Consider the following 19229-nt stretch of genomic DNA (forward strand, 5'->3'; position numbering starts at 1 on the left):
TCTCAGTGGTTGACCTGGGGGCATCAGGGGTTGCAATGCACCGGCGGCCCGCATGGCGCGGGGCGTAGGCCGGCAATTCGTGGGCCTGCCCGGCGGCGCGTCGGCCGCGGCGGGGCCGGGGTTCAGTTCGCCTGCAGCAGGGCCTTGCGCTCCGGCTCGGTCAGCACCCAGGCGGTCAGCAGCTGGCCGTACAGATCGAGCTTGTAGCGCACCCGCAGCGTCTGGCCGGCCACCGCCGTCACGGTGAGCAGCTGGTTGTCGGGGCCGAACAGGCGCAGGCCCGGGGCGACGCCGACCGTCCTGCCGTCCAGCGCCGCGGTCTGCGGCCCGGTCGACGTGGGCGCGGCCAGCACCAGCTTGGCGGCGGCCGCATCGGCCGGGATCACCCGTGCCGGCTGGGCCCGGGCGGTCGACAGCGGCAGCAGGGCGCCGGCCATGGGCAGCGCCAGCGCCAGCGGCGTCAGCAGGGTGGCCAGGCGAGGCAGGAGGCCGACATGGCGGCGGACGGGACGGTGCGCGGCACGGCCAGCGGGCATGGGATCTCCGGCGGGGCGACGGGTTGGCTCGGTTGCGGCCCGGCATCAGCGGGCAACCCGATATTGTACCCGCAGCGCCCTGTCGCCGCCGAGCGCCCGGCCGCCGGCTCAGAACATCGTGGAGGCTTCCTGCAGCACTCGGCGCTTGTAGACGATGCCCAGCAGCTCCCGGCTCTGCGCGTCCCGCACCAGGGGGATGCGGTTGAGCGCGTTGGCCGAGAACATGGCGAGTGCGTCGTGCAGCCGGGAGTCCGGTGTCAGGGTCGGGAAATCGCGCTCCATCAGGTCGGCGACGCTGGACTGCGGCCCGTGCGCCAGCGCGCGGTGCAGGGCGTGGATCGAGACCGCGCCCAGCATCTCGCCGCCCGGGGTCACCACATAGAGGTAGCGGGTGCCGGCCTCGGCGAACTTCGCATTGGCCTCGGCCAGGGTCGCCTCCGGCGCGATGGTGGTGTTGGTCGGATCGCACAGGCCGGCCAGCGTCATGTTGCGGGCGCGCGCGGCGGCGGCCGAGGCCTGGGCGCGCTCGGCGACCACGCTGTACAGCGACAGGGTCTGGCAGCGCGATGCCGTGTAGTAGGCGGCCACCGCGCCGATCATCGACGGCAGCAGCAGGGCCGGCGCCAGCGTCATCTCGAACACCATCAGCACCGACATCAAGGGCGCCTGGCTGGTGGCGGCCAGAAAGGCGCTCATGCCGACCAGCGGCAGCGCCGGCGAGCCGCCGCCGACCAGTGGCGCCAGCATCTGCCCCAGCGCGGCGCCGATGAACAGGGAGGGCGTGAACACGCCGCCCACCGCGCCGGAACCGATGCTCAGCACGGTGGCCGCCAGCTTGGCGGCCAGCACCACCGCCACCGGCATGCTGAGGGGGTGCTCCTGCAGGATGGTCTGGATGGTGTAGTAACCGTTGCCGACCACCTCGGGCACCGCCAGCGCCAGCACGCCGACGCAGGCGCCGCCCAGCGCCAGGCGCGCCACCGGTCCACCCGGCAGGCGGCCGAAGATGCGCTTGGCGATGCCGGCCGCGCGCAGGAACAGCGCGCCGCTCACGCCGGCCAGCACGCCCATCAGCGCGGCGGCCAGCAGCAGCGGCGCGTGCAGGTCGGCCGTTACGTTCAGCCCGGGGTAGAGCGGCTCCAGCCCGCTGTGCCACTGGCTGACCATGGCGCCTGCCACGGAGGCGAGGAAGAGCGGCATCAGGCGTTGGACTGCAAGTGCCCCGAATACCACTTCCGCGACGAAGACGGCCGCCGACAGCGGCGTGTGGTAGACCGAGGCCAGGCCGGCTGCGGCACCGCACGCGGTCAGCATGCGCCGCATATTGGTGTCGGCGCCGCCGCGCCCCGAAGGGAACAGCGAGCCACACAGCGCCGCCAGCTGGATCATCGCGCCCTCCTTGCCGACCGAGCTGCCGCTGACGATCGAGCAGAACGAGGACAGGGAGCGCAGCAGGGTGATGCGCACCGGCAGCCGGCCGGTGCCGCTCGCCACCGCGTCCATATAGTCGGTCACGCCGGCGCGGCCGCGGTCGATGCGGGCCGACAGTACCAGCAGCAGGCCGGCCAGCGCGCCGCCGAGCGCCGGAATCACCACGCGCCAGCCCAGTGCAAGGCTGGCGAAGACCAGCACCACGTCGGCGCGGCTGCCGAACAGCAGCAGGCCGGAGCCTTCCAGGGCTTCGCGGAACAAGGTGGTGGCGATGGCGGCGGCGACCCCGACGGGGATCGCCGCGAACAGAATGACTTCCTGGTCTTCTATGAACCTGAACCGCATGGAGCTGGCATCCGGGGAAAGCACTCCGGCGCCCGGCGGTCCCGGGCGGGGACGGACGGCGCCAGTGCCGTGCCGCGGCGCCGATCGGGCCGGCACGGACGGGAAAGGGGCGGGTGGCGTGGCCGCCATGATAGCGCAGCCGCCACCTGATCAGGTCGCGCAGGGCTGGTACACTACCGGCCTTTCCCCCCAAAGAGGCGGGGGGCAGTCGCCCCGTCTCGCCGGCCCCCCGGCCGGAACTCCATTGCAGCCGCCCCGCGATTGGCGCATCTTGATGCGGAACGGGTGGCCGAAGCGTCATTTCATGTCTTTCTCCGAACTAGGCTTGTCCGACAAGCTGGTGCGCGCCGTGGCCGAACAGGGCTACACCACACCGACCCCGATTCAAGCGCAGGCGATTCCCGCCATCCTCAAGGGCGGCGACCTGCTGGCCGGTGCCCAGACAGGCACCGGCAAGACCGCCGGTTTCACCTTGCCGATGCTGCAACTGCTGGCCGGCTCCAACGCCGCGGCGCCCGCGCGCGGCGCCCGCACTTCGGTGCGCGCCCTGGTGCTGACCCCCACGCGCGAACTCGCCGCCCAGGTCGAGGAGAGCGTGCGCAACTACGGCAAATACCTGCGCCTGCGTTCCATGGTGATGTTCGGCGGCGTCGGCATCAATCCGCAGATCGAGCAGCTCAAGCGCGGCGTGGACATCGTCGTGGCCACGCCCGGCCGTCTGCTCGATCACGTGCAGCAGCGCACCATCGACCTGTCGACCATCGAGATCCTGGTGCTGGACGAAGCCGACCGCATGCTCGACATGGGCTTCATCCACGACATCCGCAAGATCCTCAACGTCCTGCCGCCCAAGCGGCAGAACCTGCTGTTCTCGGCCACGTTCTCGGACGAGATCCGCGCGCTGGCCGACCGTCTGCTGGACAACCCGGCCTCGATCGAGGTGGCGCGCCGCAACACCACCGCCGAGACCGTGGAGCAGCGCATCTACCCGGTCGACCGCGAACGCAAGCGTGAACTGCTGGCGCACCTGGTACGCCAGCACGACTGGCACCAGGTGCTGGTGTTCACCCGCACCAAGCACGGCGCCAACCGCCTGGCCGAGCAGCTCAGCAAGGAAGGCCTGTCGGCGCTGGCGATCCACGGCAACAAGAGCCAGTCGGCGCGCACCCGCGCGCTCTCCGAGTTCAAGGCCGGCACGCTGCGCCTGCTGGTGGCCACCGACATCGCCGCGCGCGGCATCGACATCGACCAGTTGCCGCATGTGGTCAACTTCGACCTGCCCAACGTGCCCGAGGACTACGTGCACCGCATCGGCCGCACCGGCCGTGCCGGCGCCGAGGGCGAGGCAGTGTCGCTGGTCTGCGTGGACGAGCATGGCCTGCTGCGCGACATCGAGCGTCTGATCAAGCGCAAGCTCGAGCAGATCGTGCTGCCGGGCTTCGAGGTGGATCCGAGCATCCCGCCCGAACCGATCCAGAAGGCCCGCCAGTCGCGCGGCCAGGGCCAGGGCCAGGGCGGCCGTGGCCGGAGCGGCCAGGAAGCGCGCGCACCGCGTGCGCCGCAAGGCGGCGCGCCGGCCCAGCCAGCGCGCGCACGTGGCGAAGGCCAGGCCGCGCCGCGGCCGGCGGCCGGCGCCAACGGCGCACGTCCGGCCGGCGGCCAGGGCGGCCGCGGTGGCAACGGTGGCGGCCAGGCCGATCGTGCCGGCAATGCCGCGCGTGGCGGCCAGGGCGGTAATGGCCACGGCGGCGCCAACGGTAACGGCGGCAACCGCGGTAATCGCGAAGGAGGCCGCGAGGGTGGTCGTGAAGGCGGCCGTGAAGGTGGCCGCCCCGGCGGCGCGCGCGGCAACGCGACGCCGCGTCCGCCGCAGGATGGCGCGCAGGCGCCTGCCCGCGGCCGCCGCCCCTCGCAGCAGGCCGCGCTGCTCGGCGGCCGTGCCAAGACCACGTCCTGATATCCTGACTGCCTGAACCGCGGAGGCCGGCTGCGATGCGCGATACCGATGGCGACCCGGGCGGCAACGGTACCCCGCAAGGGGCCGGGGCCGACCTGCCCTATGCCGGCCTGACGCCGGAACTGATCCTCGACGCGCTGGAGGGGGCAGGCTTCGCCGCCGATGGCCGCCTGCTCGCCCTCAACAGCTACGAGAACCGTGTCTGGCAGGTCGGCATCGAGGACGGCCCGCCGCTGGTGGCCAAGTTCTACCGCCCGGGGCGGTGGAGCGACGCGGCCATCCTGGAGGAGCACGCCTTCGTCGCCGAACTGGCGGAAGCTGAGGTGCCAGCCGTGCCGGCGCTGGCCGTGGGCGGCAGCACCCTGCTGCACCATGGCGGCTTCCGCTTTGCGGTCTTCCCGCGCTGCGGCGGCCGGGCGCCGGCGCTGGAGCGGTCCGACACGCTGACCTGGCTGGGCCGTTTCATCGGCCGCATCCATGCCATCGGCGCGCGCCTGCCTTACCAGGCACGTCCCGTGCTCGACGTGGATACCTTCGGCGTGGCGCCGCGCGACTGGCTGCTGGCCCACGACTGCCTGCCGCCCGACCTGCTGCCGGCCTGGAAGGCTGCCGCCGATCTCGCCCTCGATGGCGTGCGGCGCTGCTACGAACGCGCCGGCGATGTTTCCCTGCTGCGCCTGCATGGCGATTGCCATCGCGGCAACGTGCTGTGGATCGATCCCGAGGATGCCCGCGGTGCCGAGCCCGGCCCGCACTTCGTGGATTTCGACGACAGCCGCATGGGGCCTGCCGTGCAGGACCTGTGGATGCTGCTGGAGGGCGACCGTGCCGCCATGCAGGGGCAACTGGCCGACGTGCTGGCCGGCTACGAGGATTTCGCCGAGTTCTCCCCGCGCGAACTGCACCTGGTGGAAGCCCTGCGCACGCTGCGCCTGCTGCACTACAGCGCCTGGCTGGCCAGCCGCTGGCGCGATCCGGCGTTTCCGGCGGCGTTCCCCTGGTTCGGCACGCAGCGCTACTGGCAGGACCGAATCCTGGAATTGCGCGAGCAGATCGCGCTGATGGACGAGCCGCCACTCTGGAGCTAGTCTCCGGGGCTGGTGAAGGGGGGGCAGTCTCTCCCGGGTCTTCCTGGACAGGCGCGAACCGCACCCATCGTCCGCCACGAGCGAGCTGCCCGCACCGGCGCCGCAATGGACAAGGCGCCGCAAGCCGCGGCGCCTTGTTGATTCCTTTCTTGTATCCCGCCGGCGGCCGCCGGCCGGGACAGCGCCGCGCTACTTCGCGCGCTCTCCCTTGATCAGCAGTACCGGGCACGGTGCCATCGCCAGCACCCGGCCGGCCACCGAGCCGATCACGGCGTCGAAGAAGGTGCCGCGCCCGTGCGTGCCCATGACGATGGCCTCGGCCTTGGTTTCGCCGGCGTGCGCGACGATGCGCTCGGGCGCGAAGCCGCGCAGCGAATGGGCCTCGAAGGGGATGTTGCCGGCCTTGAGGATGTCGCACACCGACTGCATGGCCTTTTCGCTCTCTTCCTTGTGCCACTCGTCGATGGTTTCCTTGCTGACGAAGGCGCGTACCTGGCCGGTGACGTCGGGGGTGACATGGACTACGTGGACGGTGAATCCGGCCTTCAGCAGGCGGCCTTCGACGATGGAACGGGCAGCGGCATCACTGAAGGGCGAACCGTCGGTCGCCAGCACGATATTGCTCATGGCATCTCCTGTCTTGGGGGCTGAGAGGAAGCCGCGGGCGCTTGCGCCCCCGACCTATGGCCATCATCGCAGCTTGCCGGCACGCCTGCCACGATCTGGATCAAATCCCGCCGCGATCACGGCAGCCGCGCGGCGCTGAGCGCTTCGGCTAATCGCCTGACAGATTCGGCCATTGCCGGCGGCGCAGGTCCGCGGCTAGCATCGTGGCAGCCGGCTCGGCCGGAACACAAGCGGAAGACAAGCGGAACACAAGGAATCGACGGAGACAACGATGAGCGGACAAGGCGGCATCCGGCCCCTGGGCGGTGTCAAGGTGGTGGAATTCGAGGGGATCGGCCCCGGGCCGCTGTGCGGCAGCATGCTGGCGGGGCTCGGCGCCGAGGTCACGCTGGTGGCACGGCCGGTGCCGCCGGATGCGCGGCGCGTCCTGAAGGGCGCGGCGGTGCCGCCCCAGATGGAGCAGGAGTACGGCAAGCGCGTGGTCCGCCTGGATCTCAAGCAGGCCGAGGGGGTGGCCGCGGCGCTGGAACTCGTGGCCGGTGCCGACGTGCTGATCGAAGGGCTGCGCCCGGGCACCATGGAGCGCCTGGGCCTCGGGCCGGCCGCGTGCCATGCCCGCAACCCGCGCCTGGTCTACGGCCGCATGACGGGATGGGGGCAGAGCGGCCCGCTGGCCCACAGCGCCGGCCATGACCTCAACTACGTGGCGCTGACCGGCATGCTGTCGCTGGCCGCGCGCGACGGCGCGCTGCCCATGGTGCCGCCGACCATGACCGGCGACGGTGCCGGCGCGCTCGGGCTGGCCTTCGGCATCGTCAGTGCCGTGCTGCATGCGCGCGCCAGCGGGCAAGGCTGCGTGGTCGATGCCGCCATCACCGATATCGCTGCCATGATCGGCTCGCTGGCGCAGGTGGCCCACGCCGCCGGCACCATCGGCGGGCCGCGCCCGAGCCCCTTCCACGATTCACCCTTCTACGATGTCTACCGCTGCGCCGACGGCCGCGCCATCACGCTGGGCGCCCTCGAGCCGCAGTTCTACCGGCTGCTGCTGGAGAAGCTGGAGTTCGACGACGTCGATCCTGCCGCGCAGTACGACAGCAGCCACTGGCCCGCGCTGAAGGCGCGCATCGCCGCGCGCATCGCGCAGCGGCCCAGCGCGTACTGGTGCGAGCGGTTCGAGGGCAGCGATGTCTGCTTTGCCCCCGTGCTGACGCTGGAGGAGGCGGCGCGCCATCCCCACAATGCGGCGCGCGGGACCTTCCTGCGCTATACGCTGGACGGGCGCGAGTTCGCCCGCGCCGCACCGGCGCCGCGCTTCCTGGCTCCGGGCGCGGACTGAGCATCGGTGCACCGGCGGGCGCCGGCCGGGCACGGAACGGTGCCCGGCAGCCAGCGGCGTGCGCCGGCCTTCGGCTATGCTTGCGGCATCCCGGTCCCTTTCCCCTACGCGAGGCATGCCAGCATGAGCACCCTGTCCCCATCGACCACCACCGCGCCGGACGGCTACGCCCCCACGCCTGCATTCCAGGACGGCTTGCGCGTGCGCACCGAAGTGCTCGGCCCGGCCCACGTCCAGCGCGCGCTGGATGCCGCCCAGGCGCAAGGCGACACCAGCCTGCAGCAATTGGTGACCGAATTCGCCTGGGGCACGGTCTGGACCCGGCCCGCGCTGGACCGCAAGCAGCGCAGCCTCGCCACCGTCTCGATGCTGGTCGCGTTGAATCGTCCGCAGGAACTGGCCGGGCATCTGCGCGGTGCGCTCGCCAATGGCGTGACGCCCGAGGAACTGCGCGAGTTGATGGTGCACAGCGCGGTCTACTGCGGCTTCCCTGCCGCCCTCGACGCCAGCCGTAGGTTGACCGAGGTGCTCGAGGCCGCCGCGCATGAGCAGGGCGGAGCCTCCGGGGCGGCGTAGCCGGCGGGCACCCGCCAGGCGCCTGGCCGCAGTGTGGCGCTCGTGCCCGGCGCGGCGTGCTGCGGAGGCGCCCCGCATCCTCAGTGGCATCGGGCTGATTGAGAATATTCTCGTTGCGTTTCGGAATAACGGCCAATACATTGAGGGAGCTACTCAGGTGGCGGACCCTGCCTGCGTCCTATGCTTGTTCCAGCCTATTTCTCAGCCCTGATGAGGAAAGGCGGATCGCCGCCCGGCCCACCCATCGCCCCCGGCCGGAAGCCCGCCAGTGCGGCGCGCGGGCAAGCAGGCGCATCTCCCCCGGTCCAGCCGCCAGGACGTTCCGCCATGGCCGACGCGCTCATCGTCGACGATCATCCCGCCATCCGACTCGCGGTCAGCGCGCGTCTGGAGCGCGAACTCGGGTTCCACGAGATCCTGGAGAGCGACAATGGCGACGAGGCGTTCGAGCTGGTGCGCCAACACCTGCCCCCCTTGCTTATCGTCGATCTCGGCATTCCCCGCATGTCGGGCATCGACCTGATCGAGCGCGTCGGTGCGGCCCATCCCGAAGTGCGCATGCTGGTCCTGTCCGGTCAGGACGAGGACCTGTCCTGTTCCCGCTCCATGCGGGCGGGCGCGCACGGCTTCGTGGCCAAGCGCCAGAGCCTGGGCGAACTGATCAGCGCCGTACGCAGCCTGCTGGCCGGTTACTCGGTGTTTCCGCTGCACGCGCTCGGGGCGGCCCGCCACCAGGGCTATGCCACCGGGCGCGACGCCCTGACGCTGCTGACCGAGCGCGAGGTCACGGTGCTGCAATACCTGGCGCGCGGCTATTCCAACAAGGACATCGCCCGGGAGCTGCTGATCAGCAGCAAGACGGTCAGCACGCACAAGGTCAATATCATGGAGAAGCTGCACATCGCTTCGCTGATCGAGCTGGCCGACTTCGCGCGCCATCACAACCTGCTGCGCTGACAGCGCGCGCAGGGGCGGGGCGGCGCGCAACGCCTCAGTCCCCGGCGGCTTCCCGCGCGCGCAGTGCCGGCACCGGTTCGGCCGGGACGCTGCGCGCGGCCGGCTGCGTCATATCGCGCCAGCTCGCGTACCGTGCAGGCCGGGACGGGACAGGCCGCGGTGGTCGATAACAAGCCCCCGGCGGCGCCATCGGCGCCGATGCTGGCCGAATGCGGCGCCGACGTGATCACGATCGAGCCGCCCGACGCCGCCGAGGTGATCGGCCGCGCGGTGGCCGGTGCCGACGTCTTCCTGACCAATATGCGCAACCGCGGCGACTGCGCGCCGCGCCTGGGCCAGCATACCCGGCAGATCCTCGCCGAACTGGGCCTGGGCGGATGCGCGCGGGCGCCGGAAGTTGCTCAGCGCCGGTGGTCGAAGCGCCGCGCCAGCCGTTCGCCGCCGAACTGCACCAGCGTCACCAGCACCACCAGGATGGCGATCACGTTGAACATCACAGCGGTCTCGTAGCGCTCGTAGCCGTAGCGGATGGCAAGGTCGCCGAGGCCGCCGGCGCCGACCGCGCCCGCCATCGCCGAGGAGCCGATCATGGCGATCACGGTGACGGTGGCGCCGCCGACCAGGGCCGGCATGGCCTCGGGCAGCAGCACGTGCCGCACGATGTGCCAGCGGCGGCAGCCCATCGCGCGCGCGGCCTCGACCAGGCCGGGATCGACCTCGTTGAGGCCCACCTGCGCGACGCGCGCGAAGAAGGGGATCAGGTGCGCGCTCAGCGGCACCACGGCGGCCCAGGTACCCATGGTGGTGCCGACGATCAGGCGCGTGAGCGGCAGCATTGCCACCAGCAGGATGATGAAGGGGATCGAGCGGAACACATTGACCAGCACCGACAGTACGCGGTGCAGGCGCGGGCGCGGCCACAGCCCGCCCGGCGCGGACAGCGTCAGCACGATGGCCAGCGCCATGCCGCAGACGAACACCACGGCACAGGCGCTGCCGGACATCAGCAGCGTCTCGCCCAGGGCGCGCAGGTACTTGTCAGCCAGCGGCGGAAACATGGCGCGGAATCTCCTGGTAAAGGGCGTGTGCGCCGGTCGCGTGGCCGCTCGCCTCATCCATGGCGCCGCGCGCGGCGCCCGGGTCCGGTTCGTTGGCGGCCGGCGGCAGTGCCTGGTGCAGCGCGCGCAGCGGCCGCAGCAGCGCCAGCGTGGCGTCGGCACGCGGCGCCAGGAAGACCTGGCGCACGGCACCCTGTTCCACCACGCGGCCGTGGTCGAGCACCAGCACGCGATCGCAGGCCTGGCGGATCACCGACATATCGTGCGTGATCAGCACCACGGTCAGGCCGAAGCGCTGGTTGATGTCGCGCAGCAGCGCGAGGATCTGCTCGGTGGTCTCCGGGTCGAGCGCCGAGGTGGCTTCGTCGCACAGCAGGATCTCGGGCTGGTGCACCAGCGCGCGGGCGATGCCGACGCGCTGCTTCTGTCCACCCGAGAGCATGGCGGGATAGGCCTGTGCCTTGCCGGCGAGCCCGACCAGGTCGAGCAGCGCCATCACGCGCGGTGCGATGTCCAACCGTGGCACACCGGCCACGCGCAGCGGCAGCGCCACGTTCTCGAACACGGTCTTGGCCGACAGCAGGTTGAAGTGCTGGAAGATCATGCCGACGCGGCGCCGCAGCGCCACCAGGCCGTCCTCGTCGAGCCGGCCGATGTCGGCGCCGTCTATCCGCACGTGGCCGCGGCTGGGACGCTCCAGCATATTGACCGTGCGCAGCAGCGTGGACTTGCCGGCGCCGCTGCGGCCGATGATGCCGAAGATCTCACCGCGCGCGACCTGGAACGAGACGTCGTCGAGCGCGGCCGCCGGCGCGCCGGCATAGGTCTTGCCCAGGTGTTCGAAGACGATGTGGGCCGGCGCGGAATCCGGCGGGGGCGGGGAAGGGGCGAAGGTCACGATGGCTCTCCTTGCTCGGGGGCCGGTGGCGGGGCGGGGGGCGCTGCGCGCTCAGAATGCCGGGATCACCGATCCCTGGTACTTCGACAGGATGAAGCGCCGCACCTCCTCCGACTGGTAGGCCTTGACCAGCGGCGCCACCCAGGGGGCATTGCGGTCCTGCTCGCGCACCGCGATGACGTTGACGTAGGGGTTGTGTTCCTTCCGTTCCACCGCGATGCCGTCGCGCGTGGCGATCAGGCCGGCCTGGTAGGCGAAGGTATTGACGATGGCCGCGGCGTCCACGTCGGGCAGCGAGCGCGCTAGCACCACCGAGGCGCTCTCCACCAGTTCCAGCTTGCGCGGGTTGGCGGTCACGTCGGCCAGCGTGGCGGTGCCGGTGAAGGGGTCGAAGCCCTCGCGCAGCTTGATCAGGCCATGATCGCGCAGGATCACCAGCGCGCGCGTCTGGTTGCTCGGATCGTTGGGGATGCCGATGCGCGCCCCTGCCGGCAGTGCCTCGAGGGATTTGAACTTGCGCGAATAGAAGGCGATCGGCGAGATCAGCGTGTTGCCCACGGTGACCAGCTTGTAGCCGCGCTGCTTGATCTGGTCGCGCAGGAAGGGAATGTGCTGGAAGGAATTGGCATCGAGGTCGCCGTTGTTGAGCGCTTCGTTGGGGCTGGCGGTGCCGGTGATGACGATGGGCTGGACGTTCAGGCCCTGCTTCTGTGCCACCTTGGTAACCACTTCCCAGATCTCTTCGTCGACGCCGCCGCGCACGCCTACCTTGATCACCTTGTCGGCAGCGGCCGCCGGCGCGCCGCCGAGCGCGAGGGAGAAGATCGTAGCGCCGGCCAGCAGCGCGGAAAGAAGCGAGCGTCGTTTCATGGGCGGGTTCACCTGGACTGGGAGGGTTTGCGGTGGAAGTCGGCCGGCACCAAGCCGGGAGACCCAGTCTAGGCAGGCACGCGGTGGCGGTCCAAGAAGGAATGCGCACTTGCAAATGCGGCGAGCGCGGCGAAGCGGCGCGCGGTGCGAGGGCGCGCCTGTGGCGATGCCGGAACCGCCGGGAGGCGGGTGGCAATACGGGCGGCCATATAGGCGGCCATACAGGCGGCCATACCGGGCCGCCCTGCATATCCATGCGCGGATTGCTTCGTTGGCGTCGCTGGAGCGGTGCCCTAAGGTGATGGCGCGATACGGCGGACGCAGCGCGCTCCGGACCCATCCGTCCGCGGCCCGTCCGCGCCGCCGCAAGCCGATGGCGCCGGATGCGGCTGGTCCGCCCGGTGCCGGTCCTACGCTACCGGGAACCTGCCAATGAGCACCACGCCGCCGCGACAACTGCACCTGAACGTCAATATCCTCCACTCGGGCTTCGTGCCTTCGGCCTGGCGCCTGCCGGACAGCGATCCAGCGGCCTTCACCGACGTGCAGCACTATGTGCGCGTGGCCCGCATCGCAGAGGCCGGCAAGCTCGACGCGGTCTTCCTGGCCGACAGCGCGGCCATCATCGACCAGATCCATTTCCGGCCGATCACCGCGCTCGAGCCGACCGTGCTGCTGGCCGCCATCGCCGCCGCCACGACCCGCATCGGCCTGATCGGCACGGCCTCGACCAGCTACAACGAGCCCTACAACATCGCGCGCCGCTTCGCCACGCTGGACCATGTCAGCGGCGGGCGCGCCGGCTGGAACGTGGTCACCACCGCCGACCTGCCGTCGGCACGCAATTTCGGCCGCGACAGCGTGCCCGACCACGCGCAGCGCTACGCGCGCGCCGACGAGTTCACCACCGTGGTCAAGGCGCTCTGGGATAGCTGGGAGGACGATGCCTTCCTCGGCGACAAGGCCGGCGGCCGCTTCGTCGATGCCGGCAAGGTGCATCCGGTGGAGCACCGCGGCGAGCACTTCGCCGTGCACGGGCCGCTCAACCTGCCGCGTTCGCCGCAGGGGTATCCGGTGCTGGTGCAGGCCGGCGGTTCGGCCGACGGGCGTGAGCTGGCCGCGCGCCATGCCGAGGCGGTGTTCTCGGCCTCGCAGTCGTTCGAGGAGGCGCTCGACTACGCGCGCGGGCTGAAGGCGCGCGCGCAGGCGCTGGGACGCGGCCCCGAGGCCGTGCGCGTGCTGCCGGGGCTGACCACCATCATCGGCGCGACCGAGGCGCAGGCGCGGCGGCGCCGCGACGAGCTGGTCGATGGCATTCCCTGGGACTACAGCCTGACGCGGCTGGCCGGCACGCTCGGCATCGCGCCGGAGCGGCTCAAGCTGGACCAGGGCCTGCCTGACGACCTGCCCCTGCCGGCGGGCGGCAACGGCAATCACACCTTTTTCCGTGCCACGCTGGCGCGCGGGCGCGGCCTGACCGTGCGCCAGCTGATCCGCGAACTGGCCGGAGGCGGCGGCCATCGTGTCATCGTCGGCACGCCGGAGCAGATCGCCGACGACATCGCCCACTGGTTCCGCCACGGTGCCGCCGACGGCTTCAACCTGATGCCCGATGCGCTGCCGGACGGCCTGCAGGACTTCGTCGACGGGGTGGTGCCGATCCTGCAGCGCCGCGGCCTGTTCCGCAGCGAATACGCGGGCCACACCCTGCGCGAGCATTTCGGGCTGGCGCGCCCGCCCGGCAGGGGGGCACCGCATCGCGCCGCCGCCTAGCGCCGCCCAGCGCCGCCCAGCGCCGCCCAGCGCCGCCCAGCGCCGCCCAGCGTCGCCCAGCGTCGCCTAGGGCCGCCGTACCGGCCCGCCGCCCAGCGGCGGTGCCACTTCCTCGAGCGGCCGCCGTTCGGCATCGATGCCATGCCGCAGGGCGAACAGTCCTGCCGCCACCACCAGCGTCGCGCCGATGGCGTAGCCACCCGCCACGGCGGCGCGGCTGCCGCTCTGGATCAGCAGGCCGAACAGCACCGGCGCGACCAGGCCGCCCGCGCCCGTACCGACGGCGTAGAACAGGGAAATGGCCAGTGCGCGGATCTCCAGCGGGAAGATCTCGCTGGCGGTCAGGTAGGCGGAACTGGCCGCCGCCGATGCGAGGAAGAACACGGCCGCCCAGCACAGCGCCTGGGTGCGCGCATCCAGCCAGCCGGCCAGGAAGGCCCAGCCGGTCAAGGCCAGCCCGACGCCGGACATGACATAGGTGCAGGAGACCATGCGGCGGCGCCCGATCCGGTCGAAGGCGGGGCCGAGCAGCAGGGGGCCGGCGGCGTTGCCGAGCGCGAAGGGGAAGATGTAGAGGGCCGCGCGGGCATCCGGCACGCCGTAGAAGCGCACCAGCACCATGGCATAGGTGAAGAAGACGGCGTTGTAGAGGAAGGCCTGCGACACCATCAGCGACAAGGTCACGGCGCTGCGCATGCGGTAGCGTCGCATCAGCAGCCAGGCCACGTCGCCCAGTGTGGGCGGCGTGCGGCGGGCCGCGGGACGCTCTGCCGGCGCCGGCCGCGCCGGGGCTGCGGCAGCGCGTGCGGCAATGCTTTGCTCGATCTTGCGCAGGGTCGCGTCGGCTTCGTGGAGGCGTCCGTGCATGGCCAGCCAGCGCGGACTTTCCGGCACGTGGCGGCGCACCAGCAGGATGGCCACGGCCAGCGCCGCGCCCAGGCCGAAGCAGGCGCGCCACCCGCGCGCGGGGCCCAGCACGCGGGGATCCAGCAGGAACAGGCTGAGCCCGGCGCCGAGCGCGGCACCCAGCCAGAACGTCCCGTTGATGGCCAGGTTGACGCGTCCGCGCACGCGCGCGGGGATCAGTTCATCGATGGCGGAATTGATGGCTGCATATTCGCCACCGATGCCCAGCCCGGTGCAGAAGCGGCAGCCTGCGAAGTAGGCGAAGCCGGGGGCGGTGGCAGTGGCAAGCGTGGCCAGCAGGTAGACCAGCAGCGTGAGCAGGAGCAGGCGCTTGCGGCCAAGATTGTCGGCGAGCCGGCCGAACACCAGGGCCCCGCCGATCGCGCCGGCAACATAGAGCGTGCCGGCCAGCCCCACCTGGGCAGCGCTGAGCGACAGGGTATCCGGCCGCTGCAGCACGGCGCCGAGCGAGCCGGCCAGCGTGACTTCCAGTCCGTCCAGCACCCAGGCGATGCCGAGCGCACCGCATACCTGCCAATGCCAGCGCGACCAGGGCAGCCGGTCCAGCCGGGCGGGGATGTCGTGATCGAGCTTGCCGTGCCGGCTGCCTGCGGCGGTGCCGGTCTGGCGTGGGGTCGGGGCATCGGGCATGGCGTCGGCGGGTTCTTGGGGCCGCGCGCGCAGCGCGCTCGCCACCAGGACAACTTACACCATCATCGGCCCGTGTGCCGCCTCCCCGCCCGGATCGCCATGCCGGATGCCGCGTCAACCATGCGGCGCCAGCCGCCCGCCGCCGCGCACGAAGCACATGCCGATCCATCCGCAGCTCATCAGGACCACGATGGCCCCCATGCCGGCCTGCTGCGAGTGGAAGGTCGCGGTGGCGTAGTGCACGAGGAAGGAGCCCAGCCACATGGTGGCGGTACCCGACAGCGCGAAGATGCCGAAGAAGGCCCCGCTTTCCCCCGGCGGCGACAGCCGCAGCAGCAGGGTGCGGCTGGACGAGTAGGATGCCGTGATGAAGGCCGCGTTGGAGAAGCCGATCAGCAGGTAGAGCAGGTCCGGCCAGGTGCGGAAGAAGGGCCCGTTCCACAGCGGCGCCGCGGTGGCGGCGTCGTAGTGCCAGAAGTAGAGGATGCGCTCGGGTGCCATGCCGATCACGCAGACCAGGCCCACCAGCGTCATCAGGACCTCGATGCGTACCGCGACCTTGGGCCCCAGCGCGGCGTCCAGGCGGCTGCCGAGGATGCCGCCGAGCGCCGCGAACACGCTCAGCAGCACGCCGTAGCTCAGCATGGTCAGCGTATGCCACTTCATCACGCCGGCGGCATAGACGCCGGAGAATAGCAGCACGGCGGTCATCGCGTCGACGTACAGCATGCGCGCCAGCAGGAAGGCGGTCATGTCGCGGTCGCCGCGCAGCTTGCCCACCATGCCCAGCAGCGTGCGCAGTCCCTCGCGCAGGGAACGCGCGATGCCGTTGCCCGTGCGCGCGGCATCCGGGGTGAAGAGGAACATGGGCAGGGCACCCAGCACGCACAGCACGCCGGCGATGGGGCCGACGATGCGCTCGGGTTCGTGCGCGGCGGGATCCATGCCGAACAGAGGCTGCGCCGGGATCCAGCCCCAGGGCACCTTGCCGGGCAGGGCGAAGGCCCACAGCACGAACACCAGCACCAGCACGGAGACGGCGTTCGACAGCGCCAGTCCCAGGCCGGAAGCCTTGTGCGCGAGCCGGGGGCCGGCTGCCTGCGCCAGCATGGCGTTGTGCAGCACCTCGGTGTAGCCGAACAGCACGTTGATCAAGGTGGCTGCCACCACCACGCCACCGATGCCCAGGCCGGTCAGGTCGGGGCGGGCCCACCACAGGGACATCATCAGCACCGCCATCACCAGCGTCGACACCAGCAGCAGCGGCTTGCGCGGCCCGATGCGGTCGATCGAGGCGCCCAGCAGCGGGGCGGTCAGCGCGATGATCCAGCCGGCCCATTGGCCGTAGGTGGCCACCAGCGCCTGCCCCTTGACCGGATCGCCCACCATCACGGTGGAGAAGTAGGGCATGAACACATAGATGGTCACCAGCATGACGAAGGGATTGCGTCCGGCCTCGAACAGCGACCAGGACACCGCGCCCAGGTCGAGGCGGTCGCCGGGGACCGCCGTGGTGGTCATGGGTGTGGCGCTCATGGTGCGAATCCTTTGCGTTCGGCCAGCAGGCGCTTGCGTTCGTCGCGCGCGCGCTCGGGTTCGGCGGTGACCTGCACGTCGAATGCCGCCAGCTCGGGCGGCACGTACCAGTGCAGCTTGTCCTCGTGATAGGCGGCCCACACGGCCTCGGCCACGGCGACCGGCGGCAGCAGCCGCCACATGCCTTCCGTCGCCGCTCCCGCCCGCACGCGTTCGGGCAGGATGGGCGTGTCGATCAGCCCCGGCAGCACGTCGGCGGCACGGATGCCATGGCGCGACAGTTCGACCGAGAGGGCCTCGGTGAAGCCCTTGACCGCATGCTTGGTGGCCGAATAGACGGCAATGCCGGCGGCGCCGAAGATCGCCGAGGCCGACGAGGTGCTGAAGCACAGCGCGTTCGGCGTGGCCTTCAGCAAGGGCATGGCGGCGTGGATGCCGCCGAGCACGCCCAGCAGGTTGACGCTGACGATACGCTCGATGGTCTCCCACGGCTGCTCGTCGAAGTAGCCGCCGGCGCCGATGCCGGCATTGTTGAAGAGCAGGTCCATGCGTCCGCCGCTGGCGGCACCGAAGCGCTCGATGGCGGCGAGATAGGCGGCGCGGTCGCTCACGTCGAGCGGCGCGAACAGGCCGGCATCGGGGCCCAGTTCGTTCGCCAGGGAGTCGAGCCCGGCCGCATCGATGTCGTAGGCGCCGACGAACCAGCCGCGCGCGGCGAACAGGCGGGCCGTCTCGCGGCCCATGCCGGAGGCGGCCCCGGTGATGAAGATGGCGCGGCGGGTGCTCATGCGCGCACCTCCTCGCTCACGCGGCCGAACTCCAGGCCGGCGCAGTCCCCGCTGGCGCGCCAGGCCTGCAGGATGTCGATGAAGGCGGCGGCGCCCGGCCCGTAGGGGCCGTTGCGGATCTCACGCGCCGACAGCTTGCCTTCGGCGTTGTAGTAGCCGGGCGTGCACTCGGCCTGGTAGGCGGCGCGGCGCGTGCCGGCGGACACGATGGTGGCGGTCCACGCGGCCTCGCTCGCGGCGCTCGGCTCGACGGTGTCGGCGCCCTCGGCCACGCAGCGCGCGGCGACATAGGCGATGTGATGGGCCTGCTCGTTGAGCATGTGCGGGAAGTTGGGCGATTGCCCCGACTGCGTCACGCTGACGATGAAGCAGTTGGGGAAGTCGCGCGTCAGCAGCCCGTGCAGCGTGGAGGCGCCCTCGGCCCACTTGTCGGACAGCGACAGGCCGCCGCGCCCATGCAGTTCGAAGCCGGCGCGCCGCTCGAAGCCGGTGCCGACCTCGAAGCCGGTGGCGAAGATCAGGCAGTCCAGCGGATACTCGCGGCCGTCCACCACCGCGCCGGCCGGCGTGATGCGCTCCACGCCGCGGCCCGCCGTGTCGACCAGCGTGACGTTGGCGCGGTTGAACATGTCGAGATAGCCATCGTGGAAGCAGGGGCGCTTGCAGAACTGGCGATACCAGGGCTTGAGCGCCGCCGCCGTGGCCGGGTCGCGCACGACGTGGTCGACACGGGCGCGGATCTGCTCCATCTTGGCGTAGTCCGCCATCTGCATCGCCTGGACCGGATCGGCGACGCTGCGGTCCGGCCGCACCAGCCGCATGATGTCGGTCCAGCCGTCGTTGACCAGGTCCTCGGCCTGCGGGATCCCGCAGACCAGGTTGTTGAAGTTGTCCATGCGCTGCTGCTGCCAGCCCGGCCCCAGGCTGGCGGCCCAGGCCGGATCGGTGGGCTGGTTGTTGCGCACGTCGATCGACGAGGGGGTGCGCTGGAACACGTAGAGGTGCCCGGCCGCCTCGGCCACGTGCGGAGCGCACTGCACGGCGGTGGCGCCGGTGCCGATGATGCCGACGCGCTTGCCGGCCAGCCCGGCCATGCCGCCGCGGTGATCGCCGCCGGTGTAGGCGTAGTCCCAGCGGCTGGTGTGGAAGCTATGCCCGGCGAAGTGCTCCAGGCCCGGGATGCCGGGCAGCTTGGGCTTGTTCAGCGGGCCCGTGGTCAGCACCAGGAAGCGCGCCTGCAGGCGGTCGCCGCGGTCGGTGCCGACCTGCCAGCGCGCGCCGGCTTCGTCCCAGCGCAGCGAGGTCGCCTCGGTCTGGAACAGCGCGTCGCGGTACAGGTCGAAATGCCGGCCGATGGCCTGGGTGTGCGCGAGGATCTCCGGCGCCTTGGCGTACTTCTCCGTGGGCATGGTGCCGACTTCTTCCAGCAGCGGCAGGTACACATAGGACTCGATGTCGCAGGCCGCGCCGGGATAGCGGTTCCAGTACCAGGTGCCGCCGAAATCGGCGCCCTTCTCGATGATGCGGATGCGCGCGAAGCCGGCTTCGCGCAGGCGCGCGGCGGCCAGCAGCCCGCCGAAGCCGCCGCCGATCACGATCGCATCGAAGGTGTCGGACTGCGGTGCACGGCGCAAGGCCGGGTCGGCGTGCGGATCCGCCGCGAAGCGGGACAGTTCGCCCGCGATCTCGACATACTGCGCATTGCCGTCCGCGCGCAGGCGGCGCTCGCGTTCCTGCCGGTACTTTTCCTTCAGCGCGGCCGGGTCGAAGTCCCAGCGCGGGTCGTTGGCTTGCATTGTCTCGTCTCTCCGTGGCAGGTGCGGGGTCTGGTGGGCCGGCAGGCGGGGGCCGTATTGTCGTCTTGCGGCCGCGGCCGTCAAGTGGTGCGGGCCG

17 protein-coding genes are annotated in these 19229 nt (G+C 71.3%); 6 read left to right on the forward strand and 11 right to left on the reverse strand.

The window, feature by feature from the left end; translation table 11 throughout:
• Positions 1 to 122 precede the first annotated feature (122 nt).
• Positions 123 to 536, reverse strand: a complete 414-nt coding sequence (locus tag BKK81_RS05010) for a hypothetical protein (protein WP_071011095.1) — start codon at positions 534 to 536, stop codon at positions 123 to 125.
• Positions 537 to 644: 108 nt separating this feature from the next.
• Positions 645 to 2312, reverse strand: coding sequence for a ClcB-like voltage-gated chloride channel protein (locus tag BKK81_RS05015; RefSeq protein WP_071011097.1), 1668 nt, complete (start codon positions 2310 to 2312; stop codon positions 645 to 647).
• A gap of 304 nt (positions 2313 to 2616) precedes the next feature.
• On the opposite strand from BKK81_RS05015, the gene BKK81_RS05020 reads away from it, so the two are divergent.
• Both BKK81_RS05020 and BKK81_RS05025 read left to right on the forward strand, forming a co-directional pair.
• Positions 2617 to 4269, forward strand: coding sequence for a DEAD/DEAH box helicase (locus BKK81_RS05020; protein WP_071011099.1), 1653 nt, complete (start codon positions 2617 to 2619; stop codon positions 4267 to 4269).
• 35 nt (positions 4270 to 4304) lie between these two features.
• Positions 4305 to 5357: a serine/threonine protein kinase gene (locus BKK81_RS05025; protein ID WP_071011101.1), complete on the forward strand. Its 1053-nt coding sequence runs from the start codon at positions 4305 to 4307 to the stop codon at positions 5355 to 5357.
• 189 nt (positions 5358 to 5546) lie between these two features.
• Here BKK81_RS05025 and BKK81_RS05030 read toward each other — a convergent pair whose 3' ends face one another.
• Positions 5547 to 5984 (reverse strand): universal stress protein, encoded by a 438-nt coding sequence (locus BKK81_RS05030; protein WP_071011102.1) that lies wholly within the window; start codon positions 5982 to 5984, stop codon positions 5547 to 5549.
• A gap of 271 nt (positions 5985 to 6255) precedes the next feature.
• On the opposite strand from BKK81_RS05030, the gene BKK81_RS05035 reads away from it, so the two are divergent.
• The 3 genes from BKK81_RS05035 to BKK81_RS05045 all read left to right on the forward strand — a co-directional run bounded on the left by BKK81_RS05035 (position 6256) and on the right by BKK81_RS05045 (position 8856).
• The gene (locus BKK81_RS05035; RefSeq protein ID WP_071011103.1) at positions 6256 to 7323 is read left to right on the forward strand and encodes a CaiB/BaiF CoA transferase family protein; all 1068 of its coding nucleotides are present in this window, start codon (positions 6256 to 6258) and stop codon (positions 7321 to 7323) included.
• 123 nt (positions 7324 to 7446) lie between these two features.
• Positions 7447 to 7899, forward strand: coding sequence for a carboxymuconolactone decarboxylase family protein (locus BKK81_RS05040; protein ID WP_071011105.1), 453 nt, complete (start codon positions 7447 to 7449; stop codon positions 7897 to 7899).
• A gap of 327 nt (positions 7900 to 8226) precedes the next feature.
• Positions 8227 to 8856, forward strand: a complete 630-nt coding sequence (locus BKK81_RS05045) for a response regulator transcription factor (protein ID WP_071011106.1) — start codon at positions 8227 to 8229, stop codon at positions 8854 to 8856.
• A gap of 108 nt (positions 8857 to 8964) precedes the next feature.
• On the opposite strand, the gene BKK81_RS35115 is transcribed toward BKK81_RS05045, so the two are convergent.
• From BKK81_RS35115 to BKK81_RS05065, 4 genes are read right to left on the reverse strand one after another with little or no spacing between them, the layout of a single operon-like run.
• Entirely contained in the window at positions 8965 to 9198 is a 234-nt protein-coding gene (locus BKK81_RS35115) for a hypothetical protein (RefSeq protein ID WP_156811111.1), read from the reverse strand.
• A 59-nt stretch (positions 9199 to 9257) separates the two neighbouring features.
• Positions 9258 to 9914, reverse strand: a complete 657-nt coding sequence (locus BKK81_RS05055) for a methionine ABC transporter permease (RefSeq protein WP_071011110.1) — start codon at positions 9912 to 9914, stop codon at positions 9258 to 9260.
• Entirely contained in the window at positions 9895 to 10812 is a 918-nt protein-coding gene (locus BKK81_RS05060) for a methionine ABC transporter ATP-binding protein (RefSeq protein WP_269466459.1), read from the reverse strand. Before BKK81_RS05060 ends, BKK81_RS05055 begins: the two co-directional genes overlap by 20 nt.
• A gap of 51 nt (positions 10813 to 10863) precedes the next feature.
• Positions 10864 to 11682 carry a MetQ/NlpA family ABC transporter substrate-binding protein gene (locus BKK81_RS05065; RefSeq protein WP_071011111.1) on the reverse strand — a complete coding sequence of 273 codons (819 nt, stop codon included), beginning with the start codon at positions 11680 to 11682 and terminating at the stop codon, positions 10864 to 10866.
• Positions 11683 to 12114: 432 nt separating this feature from the next.
• On the opposite strand from BKK81_RS05065, the gene BKK81_RS05070 reads away from it, so the two are divergent.
• Positions 12115 to 13455 carry an LLM class flavin-dependent oxidoreductase gene (locus BKK81_RS05070; RefSeq protein ID WP_071011112.1) on the forward strand — a complete coding sequence of 447 codons (1341 nt, stop codon included), beginning with the start codon at positions 12115 to 12117 and terminating at the stop codon, positions 13453 to 13455.
• Positions 13456 to 13521: 66 nt separating this feature from the next.
• On the opposite strand, the gene BKK81_RS05075 is transcribed toward BKK81_RS05070, so the two are convergent.
• The 4 genes from BKK81_RS05075 to BKK81_RS05090 all read right to left on the reverse strand — a co-directional run bounded on the left by BKK81_RS05075 (position 13522) and on the right by BKK81_RS05090 (position 19132).
• Complete coding sequence (locus BKK81_RS05075) at positions 13522 to 15012, reverse strand: MFS transporter (protein ID WP_083384197.1); 1491 nt, start codon at positions 15010 to 15012, stop codon at positions 13522 to 13524.
• A 114-nt stretch (positions 15013 to 15126) separates the two neighbouring features.
• Positions 15127 to 16548 carry an MFS transporter gene (locus BKK81_RS05080; RefSeq protein ID WP_083383937.1) on the reverse strand — a complete coding sequence of 474 codons (1422 nt, stop codon included), beginning with the start codon at positions 16546 to 16548 and terminating at the stop codon, positions 15127 to 15129.
• Positions 16545 to 17336 (reverse strand): SDR family oxidoreductase, encoded by a 792-nt coding sequence (locus tag BKK81_RS05085; protein ID WP_071011113.1) that lies wholly within the window; start codon positions 17334 to 17336, stop codon positions 16545 to 16547. The genes BKK81_RS05080 and BKK81_RS05085 overlap by 4 nt, the downstream gene beginning before the upstream one ends.
• On the reverse strand, positions 17333 to 19132 hold the full coding sequence (locus BKK81_RS05090) for a flavin-containing monooxygenase (RefSeq protein ID WP_071011114.1): 1800 nt from the start codon (positions 19130 to 19132) through the stop codon (positions 17333 to 17335). Before BKK81_RS05090 ends, BKK81_RS05085 begins: the two co-directional genes overlap by 4 nt.
• Between the last annotated feature and the right edge of the window lie 97 nt (positions 19133 to 19229).

The organism is Cupriavidus sp. USMAHM13, assembly GCF_001854285.1.
In the GTDB taxonomy this organism is placed as follows: domain Bacteria; phylum Pseudomonadota; class Gammaproteobacteria; order Burkholderiales; family Burkholderiaceae; genus Cupriavidus; species Cupriavidus malaysiensis.